Source organism: Clostridium sp. LIBA-8841, from assembly GCF_034439435.1.
Taxonomy (GTDB): Bacteria; Bacillota; Clostridia; order Clostridiales; family Clostridiaceae; genus Sarcina.
This window is the reverse complement of record NZ_JAPCKJ010000006.1, coordinates 177,740-195,279: the sequence shown is the minus strand read 5'-3', so window position 1 is coordinate 195,279 and position 17,540 is coordinate 177,740. Positions and strand designations below refer to the sequence as shown.

Below are 17,540 nucleotides of genomic sequence, written 5' to 3'. Positions count from 1 at the left end.
AATAATAAATATACTATGAAGTTTTAATAATTTACTCTTGTAAATAATTTATTACTTTTTATTCGTGATAAAAGTTACAGTTTATATTTCTTTTTAATGTTATAATCTTATGGCAATTAAATTTGATATATTATACATTTTAGAGTTAAAAAATTAACAAATTAAAAAAATGGAGTGAATGAAATGAAAAACTTAAACCTAAAAGGTAATCCAAATCGTGGATTAATAGGTGCTACATTAGGTTTCTTCATAGGATTCGCAGCAGTTTCTCTTTATGGACCAACTTCTGCGGTATTTAAAGAAGCTTTTGTAAACCTTAATCCGGTATTATTAGCATTACTTATAGCAGCCCCAAACCTATCAGGTTCTTTGCTTAGAATACCTTTCTCAGCATGGGTTGATACAACTGGAGGAAGAAAGCCACTTATTGTTTTACTACTTTTATCAATCATAGGTATGGGTGGTTTATACGTAGTTTTAGCCTTCTTCAGTGATAACTTAAATCAATATTATTACTTATTATTTGCACTTGGACTATTATCAGGATGTGGTATAGCAACATTCTCAGTTGGTGTCAGTCAAGTATCATACTGGTTCCCAAAAAGCAAGCAAGGTGTAGCTTTAGGAATGTATGGTGGTATTGGTAACTTAGCACCTGGAATATTTGCATTATTAATTCCAAACTTAGCACTTCCTCTATTAGGACTACCTGGTTCTTACTTAGCTTGGTTAATATTCTTAATAGTTGGAACAATAATTTACATAAAGATAGGTCAAAATGCTTGGTACTTCCAACTTCTTGATAAAGGAATTAGTAAAGACGAAGCTAAAGAAATAGCTTCAAAAGAATATGGTCAAGAATTATTCCCTAAAGGAAAAGCGAGTGAAACACTTTTAATATCAGCTAAATCATGGAAAACTTGGGCGTTAGTATTTATATACTTTACAACTTTCGGTGGTTTCTTAGCATTAACAGGATGGTTCCCTAACTACTGGATGACTTATTTCGGATTAAACATAAAAATAGCAGGTCTTTTAACAGCCTTTTATTCTATCTTAACTTCATTAACTAGAGTATATGGTGGAAAACTTGCTGATAAAAATGGTGGAGAAATAACAACTATAATTTCTCTAGGAATAGCACTTGTTGGTGCAATTTGTATGACATTTGCTTCAACTATGACTTTAGCAATAATAGGTATAATACTACTTGCTGTTGGTATGGGTATAGCAAATGCAGCAGTATTCAAAATCGTTCCTAATGCAGTTCCAGAAGCAATGGGTGGAGCTTCAGGATGGATTGGTGGATTAGGTGCTTTAGGTGGCTTCTTAATACCTCCTGTAATGGCATCATTCTTAAATAAATCAGGATTTGCTGGATATTCACAAGGATTCTCAGTATTCATTGTTTTAATGATATTAGCAATAGGAGTAATTGCTTTATTCCAAGCAATCCAAAAAAAATCAGTAAAATAAAATATTTATATAAACAAAAAGTAGCTATGAAAATTCATTGCTACTTTTTTTATTTATACACAATTACAAATGATTAATTAGTTATTTATATAAAACCAAATATTATCCACAGAATTTATAAATTTAATTAATCCACATTTATCTTTAATAATTACACTTTTTATTAATCACAAGCAATTGTGAATCTACTCACAAATAAATAGGCAATCAATTTTGATTGCCTATTTAATCAGTAATAAAATTTATATATTTAATGATTAATTGGATGCTTATTTTTTATTCCCACTCAATAGTTGCTGGTGGTTTTGAAGTTACATCGTAGACAATTCTGTTAACTCCTTTAACTTCATTTACTATTCTTCTTGATACCTTATCTATTACTTCATATGGTATATGAGCCCAGTTTGAAGTCATTCCATCTGATGATGTAACTGCTCTTAATCCTACAGTATGGCAGTAAGTTCTTTCGTCACCCATAACTCCAACAGATTGGATATTAGGTAATACTGCAAAGTATTGCCATATTTCACTTTCAAGGCCTGCTAAAGCTATTTCCTCTCTGAATATAGCATCTGCTTCTCTAACAACTTCTAATTTATCCTCAGTAACCTCACCTAATACTCTTATAGCTAGACCTGGTCCTGGGAATGGCTGTCTCCATACTAAATGATGAGGAATTCCTAACTCTTCACCTACAGCTCTTACTTCATCTTTAAATAATTCTCTTAATGGTTCTATTAATGAGAATTCCATATCTTCTGGAAGTCCTCCAACATTGTGGTGACTCTTAATTACCGCTGAAGTGTCTGTTCCACTTTCAACAACGTCTGGATATATAGTTCCTTGAACTAAGAATTTGATATCACCTAATTTATTAGCTTCTTCTTCGAATACTCTTATGAACTCTTCTCCGATTATCTTTCTCTTAGTTTCTGGATCTGAAACTCCTTTTAATTTACCTAAGAATCTATCTTGAGCATTAACTCTGATAAGGTTCATATCAAAACCTTCTTTAAAGATTTTTTCTACTTGATCTCCCTCATCTTTTCTTAATAAACCGTGATCAACGAAGATACAAGTTAATTGCTTTCCAACAGCCTTGTGAACCATAACAGCGGCAACTGATGAATCAACTCCACCTGATAATGCACATATTAACTTTTGATCTCCAACTACTCTTTTTATCTCAGCAATTTTCTCTTCAGCAAAAGAAGCCATTGACCAAGAATTTTCTAATCCACATATATTGTAAAGGAAGTTTCTCATCATATTTTGACCAAATGGAGTATGCTCAACTTCTGGGTGGAATTGAACTCCATAAAGTTTTCTTTCTTCATTTTCCATAGCTGCTACTGGACATACATCTGTATGAGCTATGATTTTAAATCCTTCTGGTGCTTCTGCGATATAGTCAGTATGACTCATCCAACAAGTTTCATTTTCTTCTATTCCTTCAAATAATTTTGATGAATTATCTAAAGTTACATTAGTTTTTCCATATTCTCTTACAGGAGCAGTTGCAACTTTTCCACCTAGAAGGTGTGCCATTAATTGATCTCCATAACATATTCCTAATATCGGAACATTTAAGTTGAATATTTCTTTATCTAATGTAGGAGTATTTTCTCCATAAACTGAGTTTGGTCCACCTGTAAAGATTATTCCCTTTGGATTTTTCTCTTTTATTTTTTCTATGCTATATGTATAAGGAATTATTTCACAATAAACTCCACATTCTCTAACTCTTCTTGCTATTAACTGATTATACTGTCCACCAAAGTCGACAACTAAAACTAAATCTCTCATTTGCTTTCCTCCACAACTTTATTTTTCCGTTCATCTTATATAATATATTGCAACAAAATGTTAAAACTTTCAATGTATTTATTCTAACATTTTGTTGGATTTTCTAGTCTTTTTATTATTGATTAACGCTATAATTTGGTGCTTCTTTAGTTATATTTATATCATGAGGATGACTCTCTCTAAATCCTGCTGAAGTTTGAACAACAAAGTTAGCATTTTCATATAGATTTTCTAAAGTTGGTGCTCCTAAGTAACCCATACCTGATTTTATTCCACCTATTAATTGATATATAGTCTCTGCTAAATGTCCTTTATAAGCTATTCTTCCTTCTACACCTTCTGGAACGAACTTCTTAGTACCATTTTGGAAGTATCTATCGCTTGATCCTTTTTCCATAGCTCCAAGTGAACCCATTCCTCTATAAACTTTATAGCTTCTACCTTGGTATATTTCTATAGCTCCTGGTGCTTCTTCACATCCCGCAAAGATTGAACCCATCATAGCTGCACAAGCTCCTGCTGCTAAAGCTTTAACTATATCTCCTGAATATTTTAATCCACCGTCAGCTATTACTGGTATTCCTAATTTTTTACCCTCTTCAGCACAATCCATAACTGCTGTTAATTGAGGAACTCCAACCCCAGCAACTATTCTTGTAGTACAGATTGATCCTGGTCCTATACCAACCTTAACACAGTCTGCTCCAGCCTCTGCTAAGTCTCTTACGGCCTCTGCTGTTGCTATGTTACCAGCTATTACTTGAAGTTCTGGATATTTAGCTTTTATTTTCTTAACGCCTTCAATAACTCCTTTTGAATGACCGTGAGCTGTATCTAAAACTATAACATCAACATTAGCTTTAACTACTGCGTCTACTCTTTCCATCATATCAGCAGTTACTCCGATTGAAGCTCCACATAAAAGTCTTCCTTTTTCATCCTTAGCCGCATTTGGGAAAGCTTTAGCTTTTTCTATATCTTTTATAGTGATAAGTCCCTTTAAGTTATTTTCATCATCAACTAAAGGAAGTTTTTCTATTTTATGTTGCTTTAATATTTCTAAAGCTTCAACTAAAGTAGTTCCTTCTTTAGCAGTAACTAATGGACTCTTAGTCATAACTTCTGAAACCTTTTTATCATAGTTTGTTTCAAATACTATATCTCTGTTTGTTATGATTCCAACTAGTTTTTCTTCTCTTGTTACAGGAACTCCTGAAATTCTGTATTGAGCCATTAAATCTAATGCTTCTCTTACTGTGTGATCTTCTGATAAGAATATTGGATCTGTTATTACTCCATTTTCTTGTCTTTTTACTCTATCAACTTCTCTTGCTTGATCTTCAATTGTCATGTTTTTATGGACTATTCCTATTCCACCTTCTCTAGCCATAGCTATTGCCATTTTAGATTCAGTAACTGTATCCATACTTGCACTCATTAATGGAATGTTTAATTGGATTTTTTTAGTTAATTGAGTTTTTAAAGAAACCTCATTAGGTAGGACCTCTGATTTGTTTGGTACTAATAATACATCGTCAAATGTATATGCTGTTTTTAATATTCTTGCCATACTATCGCCTCCACACACTATCTTAAAGTTATTTATGTACAATTAAGTATTTTTCTGTAATTCTACCCTTTTAAATCCCTACTATTTTTGAAAGCAAACTTGCAATATACATTCTTAATGAAATTTTATATTCAAAAAAAAGCATACTAACCTCAAAGTGAAGTTAATATGCCTATAGTACACCTATAGTATATCAAATTCACTCATAGACGGAAATTTAAGGTCTCCGGTAGAAACGCCTTGCCTTATTCAAAGCTTATACGAGTTTATTTCTATTCCGTTTTGTTTAATTTTTATTAATTATAATCTATGAAAGAAGGCTTGTCAACAAAATGCAATAAATTAATTTTAAAAGCGTATTTTTGCAAGTTTAAATTCTCGCTTTAATATTTAATGATTGTTAAATTGCATTTTATTCTTTTTTTATTAACATTTTCATCTTAAATAAAAAGGATAAGATTATATTTTAAGTATAATCTTATCCATCTTTATTTTCTAAAATACATCAGGCATTTCTGTCGGTTGAAGAATTGCGTAATGTTTATTAGTATCACTACCTCCATCAATCGTTCCTTCTAGTTTTAATTGTCCACCATCAGGTATATCTGGAGTAACATTTATAACAATCAAATAATCATTATTTTCTTCTAATTTAAATCCATCTTTATCTTGTATAGCTATGACATTATTATTTAAACTAAATTCTGCAGTTTCTGAATTAATAAAGTCAATATTATCATTTATTATTTTATATTTACTTACAGATATATTTCTATTTCCCGATCTTAAATAATTTTGATTTAAAGAAACATCAATAATAGTGCCAGGAGAATTTACCTTTACACTTAACGCTACTTTGCTTGGAATTCCATTTACTACATTACTAACATCATTTATATTTCCAATATTACTTGGCTTTGCTGCAGAATCTAAAATTCCCATCTGAATTATTTTTGAACTACTTATAGCATTTATATTTATTGTTGGAAAATACTGAGTTATTGTTGCCATATCTTTTCCTGAATACTTATATGTAATCCTATTATCATTTCCATCAAAAATAAATTGTCCAATTCTACCAATCTGTATTTTAACTGGTATTTCTATATTTTGAGCTTTATACATCATATCATTTCTATCCAATGTATAAACCAAGTCATTATTAAATTTAACCGTAAAATTAGTACCCTTCGGTGTTTCATCTCCTGATTTTTCTATAGTATAATAGCGATTTGAATTCTCATTTAGATTGCTATTATTTCTTGAAACAAACTTAATTCCAGGTGGCAACATTCCATTTATCTCAATGTCAGTCAATATTATAGTATCCGGCAATTTTTCTTCTGATCCATTGCTTATATCTTTAGTCGCAATAGGTTTAGGCTTTAATGTATATTTTAGATCATACTTTTTCCCTTGAACTAATTTTTCACTACTATCTAAGCTAATATTAGTTATAAACCTATTTTCAACATTAAAATATCCATATTTTCCTTCTTTTAATACCTTTTGATTTGATGTATCCTTTTTTCCTATAGATACTATTCTATATTCTATGTAATAACTTCCTTCTTCTGATGGGAATGGTATTCCATCTTTTCCTCCAGTAAATATACCATCAGCATTTTCTCCTGGTTCTTTACTTTTTGAAGGATAAAAAGTAAATGCTGACCCATTTTCACCCATATATTCTCTATACCCATATCCATAATCTTTATTAGTACTATACTCATAACCTACTTTGAAGGCTCCTCCACCTCCCCAGTTAAAGTACTCTAATGATATTGGATAATACTCATCTGAGCTTAAATATATTGGGTTAGCATCTCTATTAGAAAAGTATTGTACTCCATGTGGATAAAAACCATCTTTTGAAAATGCATAAGCCTTTCCATCTGCAGTAATAGTACCCTTTGCACCATCATCGGATAATATACCGAGCTTATACCATCCAGTTTTTTTAGGTTTTATATAACCCCAATACTTTGCAGCCTCTTTATATTCTCCACCAATCATCATACTATTGTAAAAGGCCATATTAGGTACCCATTTATATTTTAATCTTCCATCACTATCAACATAGCTACTTAAATGTCCATACTGATTTTTACTATTAGCAACATTTGTAGGTAAATACTTAATATTACTTGATGGATTTTTAAATACTAGATTTGGATCAGACCATTGACTATTTCCACTTAAAGTAGGTAAATGGTTAACGTCATATGATCTAAAGGTTAAATTATTAGGATTATCATAATCTATATCAGCATTAATTACATCTGTATTTAATAATATATTTTGCCACTCTGGATTATCACCTTGTCCTTTTTTAATAAACCTATATTTTAAATAGTAATTACTATCTCTATCCTTTGCGATTCCTGAAACTTTAAAATTAGCTAGTCCTCTTCCTATTAAAGTATTGTCTTGAGTTAAATCTTCATAATAAAGCTTATTTTCTTTATCATTTATCGTATTATATGGTTTTCCCAAATTTCCTCTTGAATCACTTACTGATATATTTACACTTAACTCCTTATTAACACTAAATCTAACAGTAGGTAAATCTCCTGCGCGTTCCCAATCTACTTTTATGCTTCCATCAACTGAATATTCCTTGATAGCATCATTACTTAAATTGTTACCAATATATTTTATAGTTATTTCAATTGGGTTTGCTCTAAAATATCCATTCCAATACCAATGCCAACTCCACTTCCAACTTCCAATAGACTCATATTGTATACTAGGCAATTTAATTGAAGTTAAGTCAAGCCCATTTACATCAATATTTTTACTTACTCCATTTTGCTTCCATTCTATCCCATTTACTTGCATTCCATCTGGAACATTTAAGTCTAATATTGCATAATTAAGACTTTCTATACTATTAGGCTGTTCTCTATTACTATATCCAAAATAACTTGGGTCTAAGTCTTGAGGTTGAACTGTATAAGTTACACTTACTTCTTCACCATTATTTATTATGTAATCCGTAGTACTAGTATTTATTGACATATAAGGTACTTGATATGCCAATACATTTAGACCTACTAAGCTTATTAGTCCTATTACAAATATAAATATTAAAATATTTTTTCTATTATCAACTAACTTAATCAACTATTTCACCTCCAAACATCTATTTTTTATTTCTAAAGGTTAATATGTTACTAATCTCATATGGAGTAGCATTATTAGTATCAAACTCTATTTTTACTTCTATTGAACTAGCATTCTCAAAATTTGTTCCACTAGGCATAGCATTAAAACTCATTTTCTTAATAAATTGTCCTATTTGAACTTCTTTATTATCATCCTTTTTATAATATAAAATTTCATCATCTAACCTAAATCTTGTTTCTATATTATCCTTTATATCATCATTATCAAATGTTATTGATATAGCATCACCATTTCCTATAGATTCCGCTGTACTATTTTCCGCTAAGTCTATATTTTCCTTACTATTATTTAAATTAATCGCTAAAATCTTTGAAGCTTCCATAGCTGAATCAGTAAAATAATTCATTATTACCTTTGCTTCTCTTTGAAAATCTATTTGATTGCTTGTCTTATTTAAACTTCTATAGTTTGATATAAAGAAAGGTCCAACTATCATTAATATTATAGTAATTAATGACAAAGCAACAACTAACTCTATAAGAGAAACACCTTTCCTTTTAGTTTTAAGTTTCATACTCTTATCACCATCTTTCTCTTATCATTAGTTTACTTTCCAATCATTTGTCTTTACTAAATCTAAAGTTGTATCATTTATATCTTTTTCTGATTTAACTACTAAGTATGTAGAAGTTGGATTTCCACTAAACACACCTTTAAAATCCTCGTAATTATCTCCTACTAATTCTTTCAAATATTCCTCATCATAAGTTATTTTCACATTTTGTTTTTTAGTTCTTCCCTTATTTAAAACATCTAAACTGCCAGTAGTTATTATAGTCCCTTTAAAACTTATATCACTATCTATTTTTATATTTTTATCAGTTATAATAATTCCATTGCAATCTTTATTTATAGTTACAGTATTTTTATCAATTGTTAATGGACTATTATCGCTATTTTCACCTATATTACTTCCATTATTTATATCAATATATATTAAATCGTTACTCTTAGTAATTTTATTAACATACTTTTGATTTTTTGAAAGCATGCTTTCCGTATTTATAGAATTAATCTTTCTAAAATAATTATCTATATAATCACTTCTTATTTCTTGAACTTTGTCTAAAGTTAAATTATTTCCTTTTATATCATTATCACCTTCAACAGTTACACCAACACTTGTTACATCATCTGAATCTGGCAAAGAAATGCCCTTACTATTTATATTTACAGCCTTACTTGCTTCCTTAAAATATTTCGCCTTAGCATCCAAGCTACTATCTCCATCTATACTTTCTACTAACTGTAGTGGATTATAGTATTTGAATTTTACATCTTTTCCTTTTACAGCATATGTATATGCTATATAATTACCTTTTACCGCTACTGATTCACCTGTTTGATAGCTCTCCCCTAAAGTATTTATGTATGCACTTCCCATTATTACTGCTTTATTTTTAATATCTAAATTAGATCCATCGCCTAAATCTTTTGCATTTATTACTATAGCACTAGAGTTTTGCTTATCACTTGCTAGATTTTCATTTGAACTATTACTATTCAAACCATAAAATCCATCTTGAAGATTAATACTAGAATTTAATCCATTCATTATCAAGTCATTCATCGTATAAACTGGTACTTTAGAATCTATTCTATTTCCTTTTAAAAACTCACTATTTCCAAAAGCCTTCTTTGAATCTATATTTTCAAAAGAATATATACCTAAATTATGAGTATATATTCCACTATTATTTGTTCCTGCTGAACCTAAAGCTTTAAGTGACCCATTTTCTCCATTAAGGATAATATCTTGCTTGCTCACCAAAACTCCATTATCTATATTTAAGTTTCCCCCTGAAATTACAATTCCACTGGCAACTTTATTTTGATTTTGATTTTTATAAGATTTATTATCATCAAAACTATAATTAGCAGAAACATAAGCACTTCCACTTATATTTAAATCACTATTTTGATTAATATTAAGATTTTCCCCAACAACTAACCCTTGTTGCCATATATTATATACAGGTATTTTTTCTGTATAATATGCACCATTATAATCAGGTACCTCTATATTAAAAGTCAATTGAACATCCTTATAATTTTTAGTTTTATTTCCGTCTTTTACATTAAATTTTGAGTTTAATCTTATAGTTAGAATCTCATTGTTGTCAGAAGCTCCAAAAACAAAATATTTATCTAGATCACTTATTTGGTTAATCCCACTATATGAATTAATTTCTTTTCCATTTATTGAAATAACACTTATATCATAATAATCAGAATTCTGTTCATATTTAAACCCCTTAGTATTAAATAAAACTTGTCCATTTTTAATCTTAAATAGATTCTTAAAATTATCATGAATATAATTTTTGTATTCACTCTTGAATATAGAATTTTGAGTACTCTCTATATTTTCAGAAGTTAAACCCTCCACACTACTCTTTGCAACTGCATCATTCCCAGCCTCTACAGCTTCTGCAGTCATATCATTTATTTTAACTTTAACTTCATCTAAACCTGACTCAGACATATATAAATTTTGTGTTTTTTTAGATTCAACTATTATAGCTTTATAATTTGACAAAGAAAGTGACACTATTGCTGTACCAATTGTTGCAACTATTGCTAGTACTACTATTACATAGGCAAGAGAAGCTCCTTTTTTCTTTTTCATGTATAACATATAATCACTCTCCTATAAATTCTGTAGCTTTAAGGTTGTATATTTCTTCATTCCCACACTTTATATTTAAATTTATATCATATAACCCTACCTTATTGTCATAAGGAGACTTTTCAACATAGTTTTTGTAGATCTTAACTATCCCTTGTGGCTTTGTATCTTCAATAGTATCATAATATCTTACGCCACTTCCCTTGTATTTATAAGCATATATACTTAAGTCTCCTTCTAAATCACTGTTTAAAGCCCTTAACTTTATAGATTTATTTTTTTCATCTTCATAAAAAAGAACTTTCACTTTAGAATCTTTGCTTTCTTTAGCTAAATCAGCTTTATTTATATCACTTTCAGTTTTCACATTATCATTATTAACTGTGATATCATTTCCCTCATGAGTTGATTTAATATCAACAGTTCCATCACTATTTTTATCTATGGTTAATTCAAGCAACTCATTATTTAAATTGTTAATTCGTTTATATTTTAACCTGTACCACTCTCTATTTATTATTCTGTAAACAGTAATACTAGTATTACCAATATAAACGCAATAATTAAAATCTAATTTATTACTTTCATTATTTTCATCCTTATCATTGTTATATCCACTTAAATTTGGTGTTATAGTTCCCTCAACCTCAAAGTTTTTATTTGTATTATTAAACTTAACAACACCATTAACTTTATATGAATCAAAATTATTTTCACTATTATTTTCTTTATTCAAAGTTATCATTATGCCATTATTCAAAACTATCTTATTTGTATCTGGATAATTTGATAAATTATATAACTTATCAACTTTTAAAGCTTTTATCTGTTCAAGAGTACTTTGTGCTAAGTCTATAGCCTGTTGTTTTTCTGCACTTTTGCTAGATGTTTTAATTGCTGTCAAAGTAAAGCTTCCTAAGGGTATCATTATTAAGGTAAACAAAACCAAACTAATTATAGCTTCTATCACTGTAAATCCTTTTTTACTTTTTCTTTTTTTGATACCCATAAGCTTCACACCTCTTCTAGTTTTTTATTACTTTCACTTTACCTTCTGTTGTTACGTTAACTCTTGGATTGGATGTATCATCCTTATCTACAACCAAATTAACATTTTTATCTGAACTATTTACTATTTTTATATTAACTCCAGATTTATCATCATTATTTCCTCTTTTCTCTGAGAAAATTTCAAAATTTATATCATTTCCATTTGGCTTAAATTCTTCACCATCTCCACTAAAATCTGCTGGATATGTCTTACTTCCTACTTTATATTTATAATAATATTTACCATCCTTTTCAGTTATGTACATTTCTACATTGGTAACATCATTTTCATCGTTACTTAAATAACTTGTCTTATTTTTATCTTCAGCTTTACCTAATACTATAGTTGGTAAATCTGAGTTTATTGGTCTAATAGTCATTAAAAAATCATTTTTTGTTTTTGAATTTTCTAATTGACTTTCTAGTGTTCCACTACCTGCAACACTTGCTCCTGAAAAAGGATTTTCCTTACCATATTTATCATCAGCTGTTGTAAACTCTTCAGTTGTAGCATCAATCTTTGGTATTGCAATTAATTGTATATTTATATTAGCTGAAACTTTCCCATCAGTTTGAGCGCTTAAATTAAAATTAAGTATATTTATATGCTTAGGATTTTCATCAAGAGCCTTCATAAAATTCATAATATCATCATAAGTTCCATTTACACTTAAAGAAATAGTCATTTGATTTAAGTTGTAAATCTCTTCTTGTTTCTTACTTGAAGTTTCTTGTTTTTTATCATCAACTATATTATTATAATCATTTACTATACCTTGTATCTGATTTTGATTTTCTTCACCATTCTCATTATTACTTTGTTTATCACTCTTTTGTACAACTGGAAGAGCTTTTACTTCAGAAAAGCTCATAGTTCCCTTAACATTAGTATTATTCATTAAATTATTTAACTCTAAAATAATATTAGGTTGCTCAATACTTGAATAAAATCTAGATGTTAAATTGTTGATTTCTGTATTAAATATATTTATTTCTTCTTTATTTGGTTCCATAGATTGAACCATTTTCACATCATCTTCATATTCTTTTTCAGTACTTTGTTTTTTACTCTCTAAAGATTTTAATTCACTGTATTGATAATCCCATACTAATTTATAATATCCAAAGCCAAGAATTCCAAGAGCTAGGACAAATAATAAAGTCTTTTCTTTTTTAGTTATTTTCATTACTTCCTACCTCCTTTAGAGTACAACTTATAGAGAATGAATATTCTCCTTTTGCATCTCTTTCTCCAATACCACTTATATATGTATTTTCAATAAATCCAAGATTATTTAAATTATACTGTAAATCACTTATTGCACTTCTTGTTTTGGATAAAGCTTGGATTGTTAAATTCTTATTATCTATGCTTATTTGAGTAAATATAACATCATTAGGTACTGTACTATTTATTATTTTTATTCTTTGTGTATTTACATAGTCATTACTACAAATTTGTTCTGAAGCCGCTTTTACATTTGTATAATATTTTTCTAAAGTAGAGTGTTCTGAATCAATTTTTTTTGCCTGAGCTAAATTTTCTTTCATATCAACAGCATTTATTTCAGCTTCATAAGTACTTATTTGCTTTTTCAAAAGATGAATTTTCACAAAATTTATTGTAAAACTTGCTATAAATATAAATAAAATTACTCCTAGTATACTTAACCCTATATATTTTCTTGTTGAATCACTTTTTCTTTCTTGAACTATATGGGAGAAAAAGTTAAAATCTCTCATTATTAATCACCAACCTAAAGTCTTATTAAGGCTCCAATAGCATTTATGTATTCAGAAATACTTACTTCATCTACGTTCTTTTTAAATTCTATATTGCTATTTCCTTGAAGTATTTTAACTCTCATATCAAATTTAGTTGAAACATATCTCTCTAGTCCTTTTATGTTAGCTCCACCACCACAAAGATATATTTTATCTATTTTACCCTGAGAATTTTTACTTTTATAATACTTTATCAATCTATTTGCTTCGTCAAACCACATATCTACACTTTCTTTAACACAGTGTTCTAAAGGGCCCTCTTCTCTACTCATTAAATTACAACTTTCTTTTTTCTCACTTTCTGCTTCTTGTAATGACAGTCCTAACATTCTTGATATTTCATGATCTAAATGATTACCACCTGAATTTATTGTTTTAATTAAAACAAGTTCATTATTACTTATTATTGTTAGGCTAATATTATTTGCACCTATATCCATGCTTAAAACTGTTTCCTTTATATATGGATTCATTACATAAAGTGCCTTTCTCTTAGAATTGTAATTTAAATCAAGTGCATATGGTTTTCCACCAATCAAATTAGTAAGCTCTTCATAGGAATAAATCATTCTATTAGGGTAAACAACTATAAGAACCTCTAATTTTTCCTTTCCCTCAATAACTTTCTCACTTAATATATTGTATTGAATCATATGTTCTTCTAAATTTATAGGAAGATATTGTTTAACTTCATACTTAATTACAGTTTCTATTTCATCTTCATTTACTTTAGGTATCATTATGGTTCTATTTATTATTGATGTACTATTAGTAGTAAAAATAATATTATCAACATTTACCTTATGTAAATCTAAAGCATCACCTATAACGTCACTTAGCTCATCAATATTTTTTATATGTCCATCTTCAATTGCACCCTCTGGAGTTGATATTTTAAAAGCTTTTTCTATAGCAACTTTATTCTTGTTGTATCTTCCAACTACAACCTTTATATTTTCGCTTCCAATATCTATAGATACTGCCTTTTTAGAAATTACCTTAGCAGTTTTAATCGTTTTTTTATTCTGCTTTTTTCTCTTAAAAACTTTTAATATATCACTAACATCCATTTGCAATATGTTTTTTTTATCTTTCTTCTCTAAATTCAAGGGGATCCCTCCTTGCCTTTTATAGTTGAAAAGTGTAAGGATACTTGGTCCTTACACTTTATAATTTTATAATTTTATTACTTATTATTTTGCTATTTACTTAGCTTATTTATTTAAAGCATATTCTGAATCTGCTGTAGGATAAATATTTTTATCATTAATATCTACTTGTATAACAGGTTTGCTTTCAGGTCCTGTAATTGTAACTTTAAATATTCCTTTATCTACTGATTGAGCAAGTGGAATTGTTTGTAAATAGTTTTGTAAATCTTGTGCATCCATTCCAGGATCTGTTGATGGATCATCTTTTCCGTCACCACCATTAACTATTCCATCAGCATTTAAAGTTAAAGTTATCGTCTTATCTGCACCAGGAGCAATTATTTGACCTTCTGCTATTAAAGCTGAAGTTGCATCATATATTGTTTTCGCACTGGCTACATCTGCCTTAACTTTAGCTTTTCTTTGAATTGATAAGAAGTTTGGAATAGCTATAGCCGCTAATATTGCTATTATTGCTATTACTATAATTAACTCAATTAAAGTAAAACCTTTTTTCTTTTTATTTTGTTTTTTTGTATTCATTTGTTTTCCTCCTTACTAGTTTAATTGATATTCAGCATCTGTTGGATTAGGATAAACTAATACATCACTTGTTCCATCTATATATATTTGTATAACTGGGTTAGATTCAGTTCCAGTTATTTTAACTGCAAAGTGAGCATTATCAACTGATTCAGGTTTAGGTATTGTTTGAAGATAATTTTGTATGTCTTGTATATCTGCATTTACATCTTTTGTTCCATCTATTGGTGTAACATTTGCTAATACTGTAGCATCTTTAGAGCCTGGTACTATTTTTCCCTCTGCTATTAATGCTGATGTTGCATCATATACTGTTTTAGCACTTGCTATATCAGCCTTTACTTTAGCTTTTCTTTGTATTGATAAGAAATTAGGTATTGCTATTGCTGCTAATATTGCTATTATTGCTATTACTATAATTAACTCAATTAAAGTAAAACCTTTTTTCTTTTTATTTTGTTTTTTTGTATTCATTTGTTTTCCTCCTTAAAATAATATGTAATCTATTAAAAGCCCAAAAGACTATTAATTTCTTTTAAAATCACTGTCAGAGTTAGATGTAACTCTCAAAGTACATTATTTTTAACTACATAAACTATTAAACTTAGCTTGTCTAAGTTTTTAATCTAATTTTAAAATACCTGTTTGAGTGGGATATACATCGCCTACTGTTTTATTATTAGAGTTAATGATGGATACGTTTATTATTGGTTTACTTAAATTAAGTTTTCCATTTTCATATTCAAACTGAACATTTATATAAAAATATCCTCCACTAACTGATTGAGGTTTAGGTAATTCACCATTTTGCAAATATGCTTTCACTAAATTTGATTGATCATAAGAAGAAGATAAATCAATACCATACCCCCATCTTTCATCATTACCAGTTCCAGTATGTTCTGGCATTTTTGATTTGCCTTCTGCTATTAAAGTCGTAGTTATATCATACAAACTTTTTCCGGTAGCTATATCAGCATTAACCTTAGCCTTCCTTTGAATAGCTAAAAAGTTTAATATAGCTATTGCAGCCAAAATAGCTATTATTGCTATTACTATAATAAGTTCAATAAGAGTAAAGCCTTTTTTCTTTAGTCTTTTATTAATACTCAAGACTATCGCCTCCTTAAACTTAACCTATACTGTTATACATCTTAAACATAGGCGTTAATATCGAAATTAATAGGAATCCTATAATTACTCCCATAACAACTATCATAAAAGGCTCTATTAAAGCTGTTGCAGTCTGTATTCCTCTCTCTAACTCATCATCGTAAAAATCAGCCGTCTTATCTAATATACTATCTAAAGAACCAGATTCTTCTCCAACTTTAACCATAGAAGCAAGCATTGGTGGAAAAATTTTAATTGTCATAATTGAATCTCCAAGACTTTCCCCTCTTACAACCTTATCCTTAACTCTTAATAATTCCTTTTCTGCAATCTTATTTCCCACAACAGAAGCCACAATCTCAAGTGAGGTAACCAAAGACATACCACTTGAAGAAACTATTCCCATAGTCCTTGTAAATCTAGAAACTATTATCTTTTGAGTAAGCTTTTTTATAACTGGAATTTTTAAATTTATAATACTTAATCTATATTGACCTTCTTCACTCCTAAAATATTTTCCTAGGAAATAAATCCCCAAAACTAAAATTAAAAATAATATTATTCCATATTTCCCCAAAATTTTGCTTGTTCCTAAAACAAATTTTGTTATAGCTGGAAGCTCAACATTATTTTCTTCAAACATTTGCATAAAAGTAGGCATTACAAAGGTAAGAATAAAAGTTATTGCAATGATAGCAACAATTCCTAAAACTATAGGATAGATCATGGCACTTTTTATTTTTCCTCTTATCTTATTCTCTTTTTCATAATAATCTGCCATTCTCTTTAGAATCAAATCTAAATTACCACTTCTCTCACCTGCATCAACCATACTAGTAAGTAAATTGGGAAAAACACCTTTTCTTTTTTTCATAGAACTAGCAAGAGTTTCTCCTCTTTTTACATCAGCATTTACTCCAATTAATGCCTCCTTCATCTTCTGATTTTCATCCTGCTCTATTAATATATTTAAAACTTTTCCTACGGATAAACCAGAATCTAACATAACATAGAATTGTCTACAAAACACTGCTATATCTTTTAGTTTTACTTTATGCCTAAAAGAAAAGCGTTTTTTATTTCTGACATTAACTACTTCTATGCTTAAAGGATAATATTCATTAGATAAAAGAATTTCCCTAACTTGACTCTCAGAATCGGCAGTTTGTGTTCCTTCTATTCTTTGTCCCTCTGAATTAATAGCCTTATATTTATAATTTGCCATAAT

At 28.9% G+C, this 17,540-nt stretch carries 14 protein-coding genes and 1 riboswitch; of the genes, 1 reads left to right on the top strand and 13 read right to left on the bottom strand.

Features of this window, described 5'->3' with window-relative positions; genetic code table 11:
• Positions 1-183 precede the first annotated feature (183 nt).
• Entirely contained in the window at positions 184-1,476 is a 1,293-nt protein-coding gene (locus OIF33_RS15360; protein WP_322505106.1) for an MFS transporter, read from the top strand.
• Between the two features lie 276 nt (positions 1,477-1,752).
• Here OIF33_RS15360 and guaA read toward each other — a convergent pair whose 3' ends face one another.
• The 13 genes from guaA to OIF33_RS15295 form a co-directional block, all read right to left on the bottom strand.
• Positions 1,753-3,282 carry a glutamine-hydrolyzing GMP synthase gene (gene guaA, locus OIF33_RS15355; protein ID WP_322505105.1) on the bottom strand — a complete coding sequence of 510 codons (1,530 nt, stop codon included), beginning with the start codon at positions 3,280-3,282 and terminating at the stop codon, positions 1,753-1,755.
• A gap of 115 nt (positions 3,283-3,397) precedes the next feature.
• The gene (guaB, locus tag OIF33_RS15350; RefSeq protein ID WP_322505104.1) at positions 3,398-4,852 is read right to left on the bottom strand and encodes an IMP dehydrogenase; all 1,455 of its coding nucleotides are present in this window, start codon (positions 4,850-4,852) and stop codon (positions 3,398-3,400) included.
• Positions 4,853-5,038: 186 nt separating this feature from the next.
• Positions 5,039-5,136, bottom strand: a riboswitch (purine riboswitch).
• Between the two features lie 211 nt (positions 5,137-5,347).
• Positions 5,348-7,978: a hypothetical protein gene (locus tag OIF33_RS15345; protein ID WP_322505103.1), complete on the bottom strand. Its 2,631-nt coding sequence runs from the start codon at positions 7,976-7,978 to the stop codon at positions 5,348-5,350.
• A gap of 19 nt (positions 7,979-7,997) precedes the next feature.
• A complete protein-coding gene (locus OIF33_RS15340; RefSeq protein WP_322505102.1) occupies positions 7,998-8,555 on the bottom strand; it encodes a PilW family protein in 558 nt (185 codons plus the stop codon).
• Positions 8,556-8,582: 27 nt separating this feature from the next.
• Positions 8,583-10,679 (bottom strand): type II secretion system protein, encoded by a 2,097-nt coding sequence (locus OIF33_RS15335; protein ID WP_322505101.1) that lies wholly within the window; start codon positions 10,677-10,679, stop codon positions 8,583-8,585.
• Between the two features lie 4 nt (positions 10,680-10,683).
• Positions 10,684-11,679, bottom strand: a complete 996-nt coding sequence (locus OIF33_RS15330; RefSeq protein ID WP_322505100.1) for a type IV pilus modification PilV family protein — start codon at positions 11,677-11,679, stop codon at positions 10,684-10,686.
• 16 nt (positions 11,680-11,695) lie between these two features.
• Positions 11,696-12,907, bottom strand: coding sequence for a hypothetical protein (locus OIF33_RS15325; RefSeq protein WP_322505099.1), 1,212 nt, complete (start codon positions 12,905-12,907; stop codon positions 11,696-11,698).
• Complete coding sequence (locus OIF33_RS15320; RefSeq protein WP_322505098.1) at positions 12,894-13,463, bottom strand: PilN domain-containing protein; 570 nt, start codon at positions 13,461-13,463, stop codon at positions 12,894-12,896. Before OIF33_RS15320 ends, OIF33_RS15325 begins: the two co-directional genes overlap by 14 nt.
• A 14-nt stretch (positions 13,464-13,477) precedes the next feature.
• A complete protein-coding gene (gene pilM, locus OIF33_RS15315; protein WP_416173366.1) occupies positions 13,478-14,575 on the bottom strand; it encodes a type IV pilus assembly protein PilM in 1,098 nt (365 codons plus the stop codon).
• 144 nt (positions 14,576-14,719) lie between these two features.
• Complete coding sequence (locus OIF33_RS15310) at positions 14,720-15,199, bottom strand: prepilin-type N-terminal cleavage/methylation domain-containing protein (RefSeq protein WP_322505096.1); 480 nt, start codon at positions 15,197-15,199, stop codon at positions 14,720-14,722.
• 15 nt (positions 15,200-15,214) lie between these two features.
• Complete coding sequence (locus OIF33_RS15305) at positions 15,215-15,673, bottom strand: prepilin-type N-terminal cleavage/methylation domain-containing protein (RefSeq protein WP_322505095.1); 459 nt, start codon at positions 15,671-15,673, stop codon at positions 15,215-15,217.
• A 147-nt stretch (positions 15,674-15,820) separates the two neighbouring features.
• The gene (locus tag OIF33_RS15300) at positions 15,821-16,312 is read right to left on the bottom strand and encodes a prepilin-type N-terminal cleavage/methylation domain-containing protein (RefSeq protein WP_322505094.1); all 492 of its coding nucleotides are present in this window, start codon (positions 16,310-16,312) and stop codon (positions 15,821-15,823) included.
• A gap of 19 nt (positions 16,313-16,331) precedes the next feature.
• Positions 16,332-17,537, bottom strand: coding sequence for a type II secretion system F family protein (locus tag OIF33_RS15295; RefSeq protein WP_322505093.1), 1,206 nt, complete (start codon positions 17,535-17,537; stop codon positions 16,332-16,334).
• Positions 17,538-17,540 lie beyond the last annotated feature (3 nt).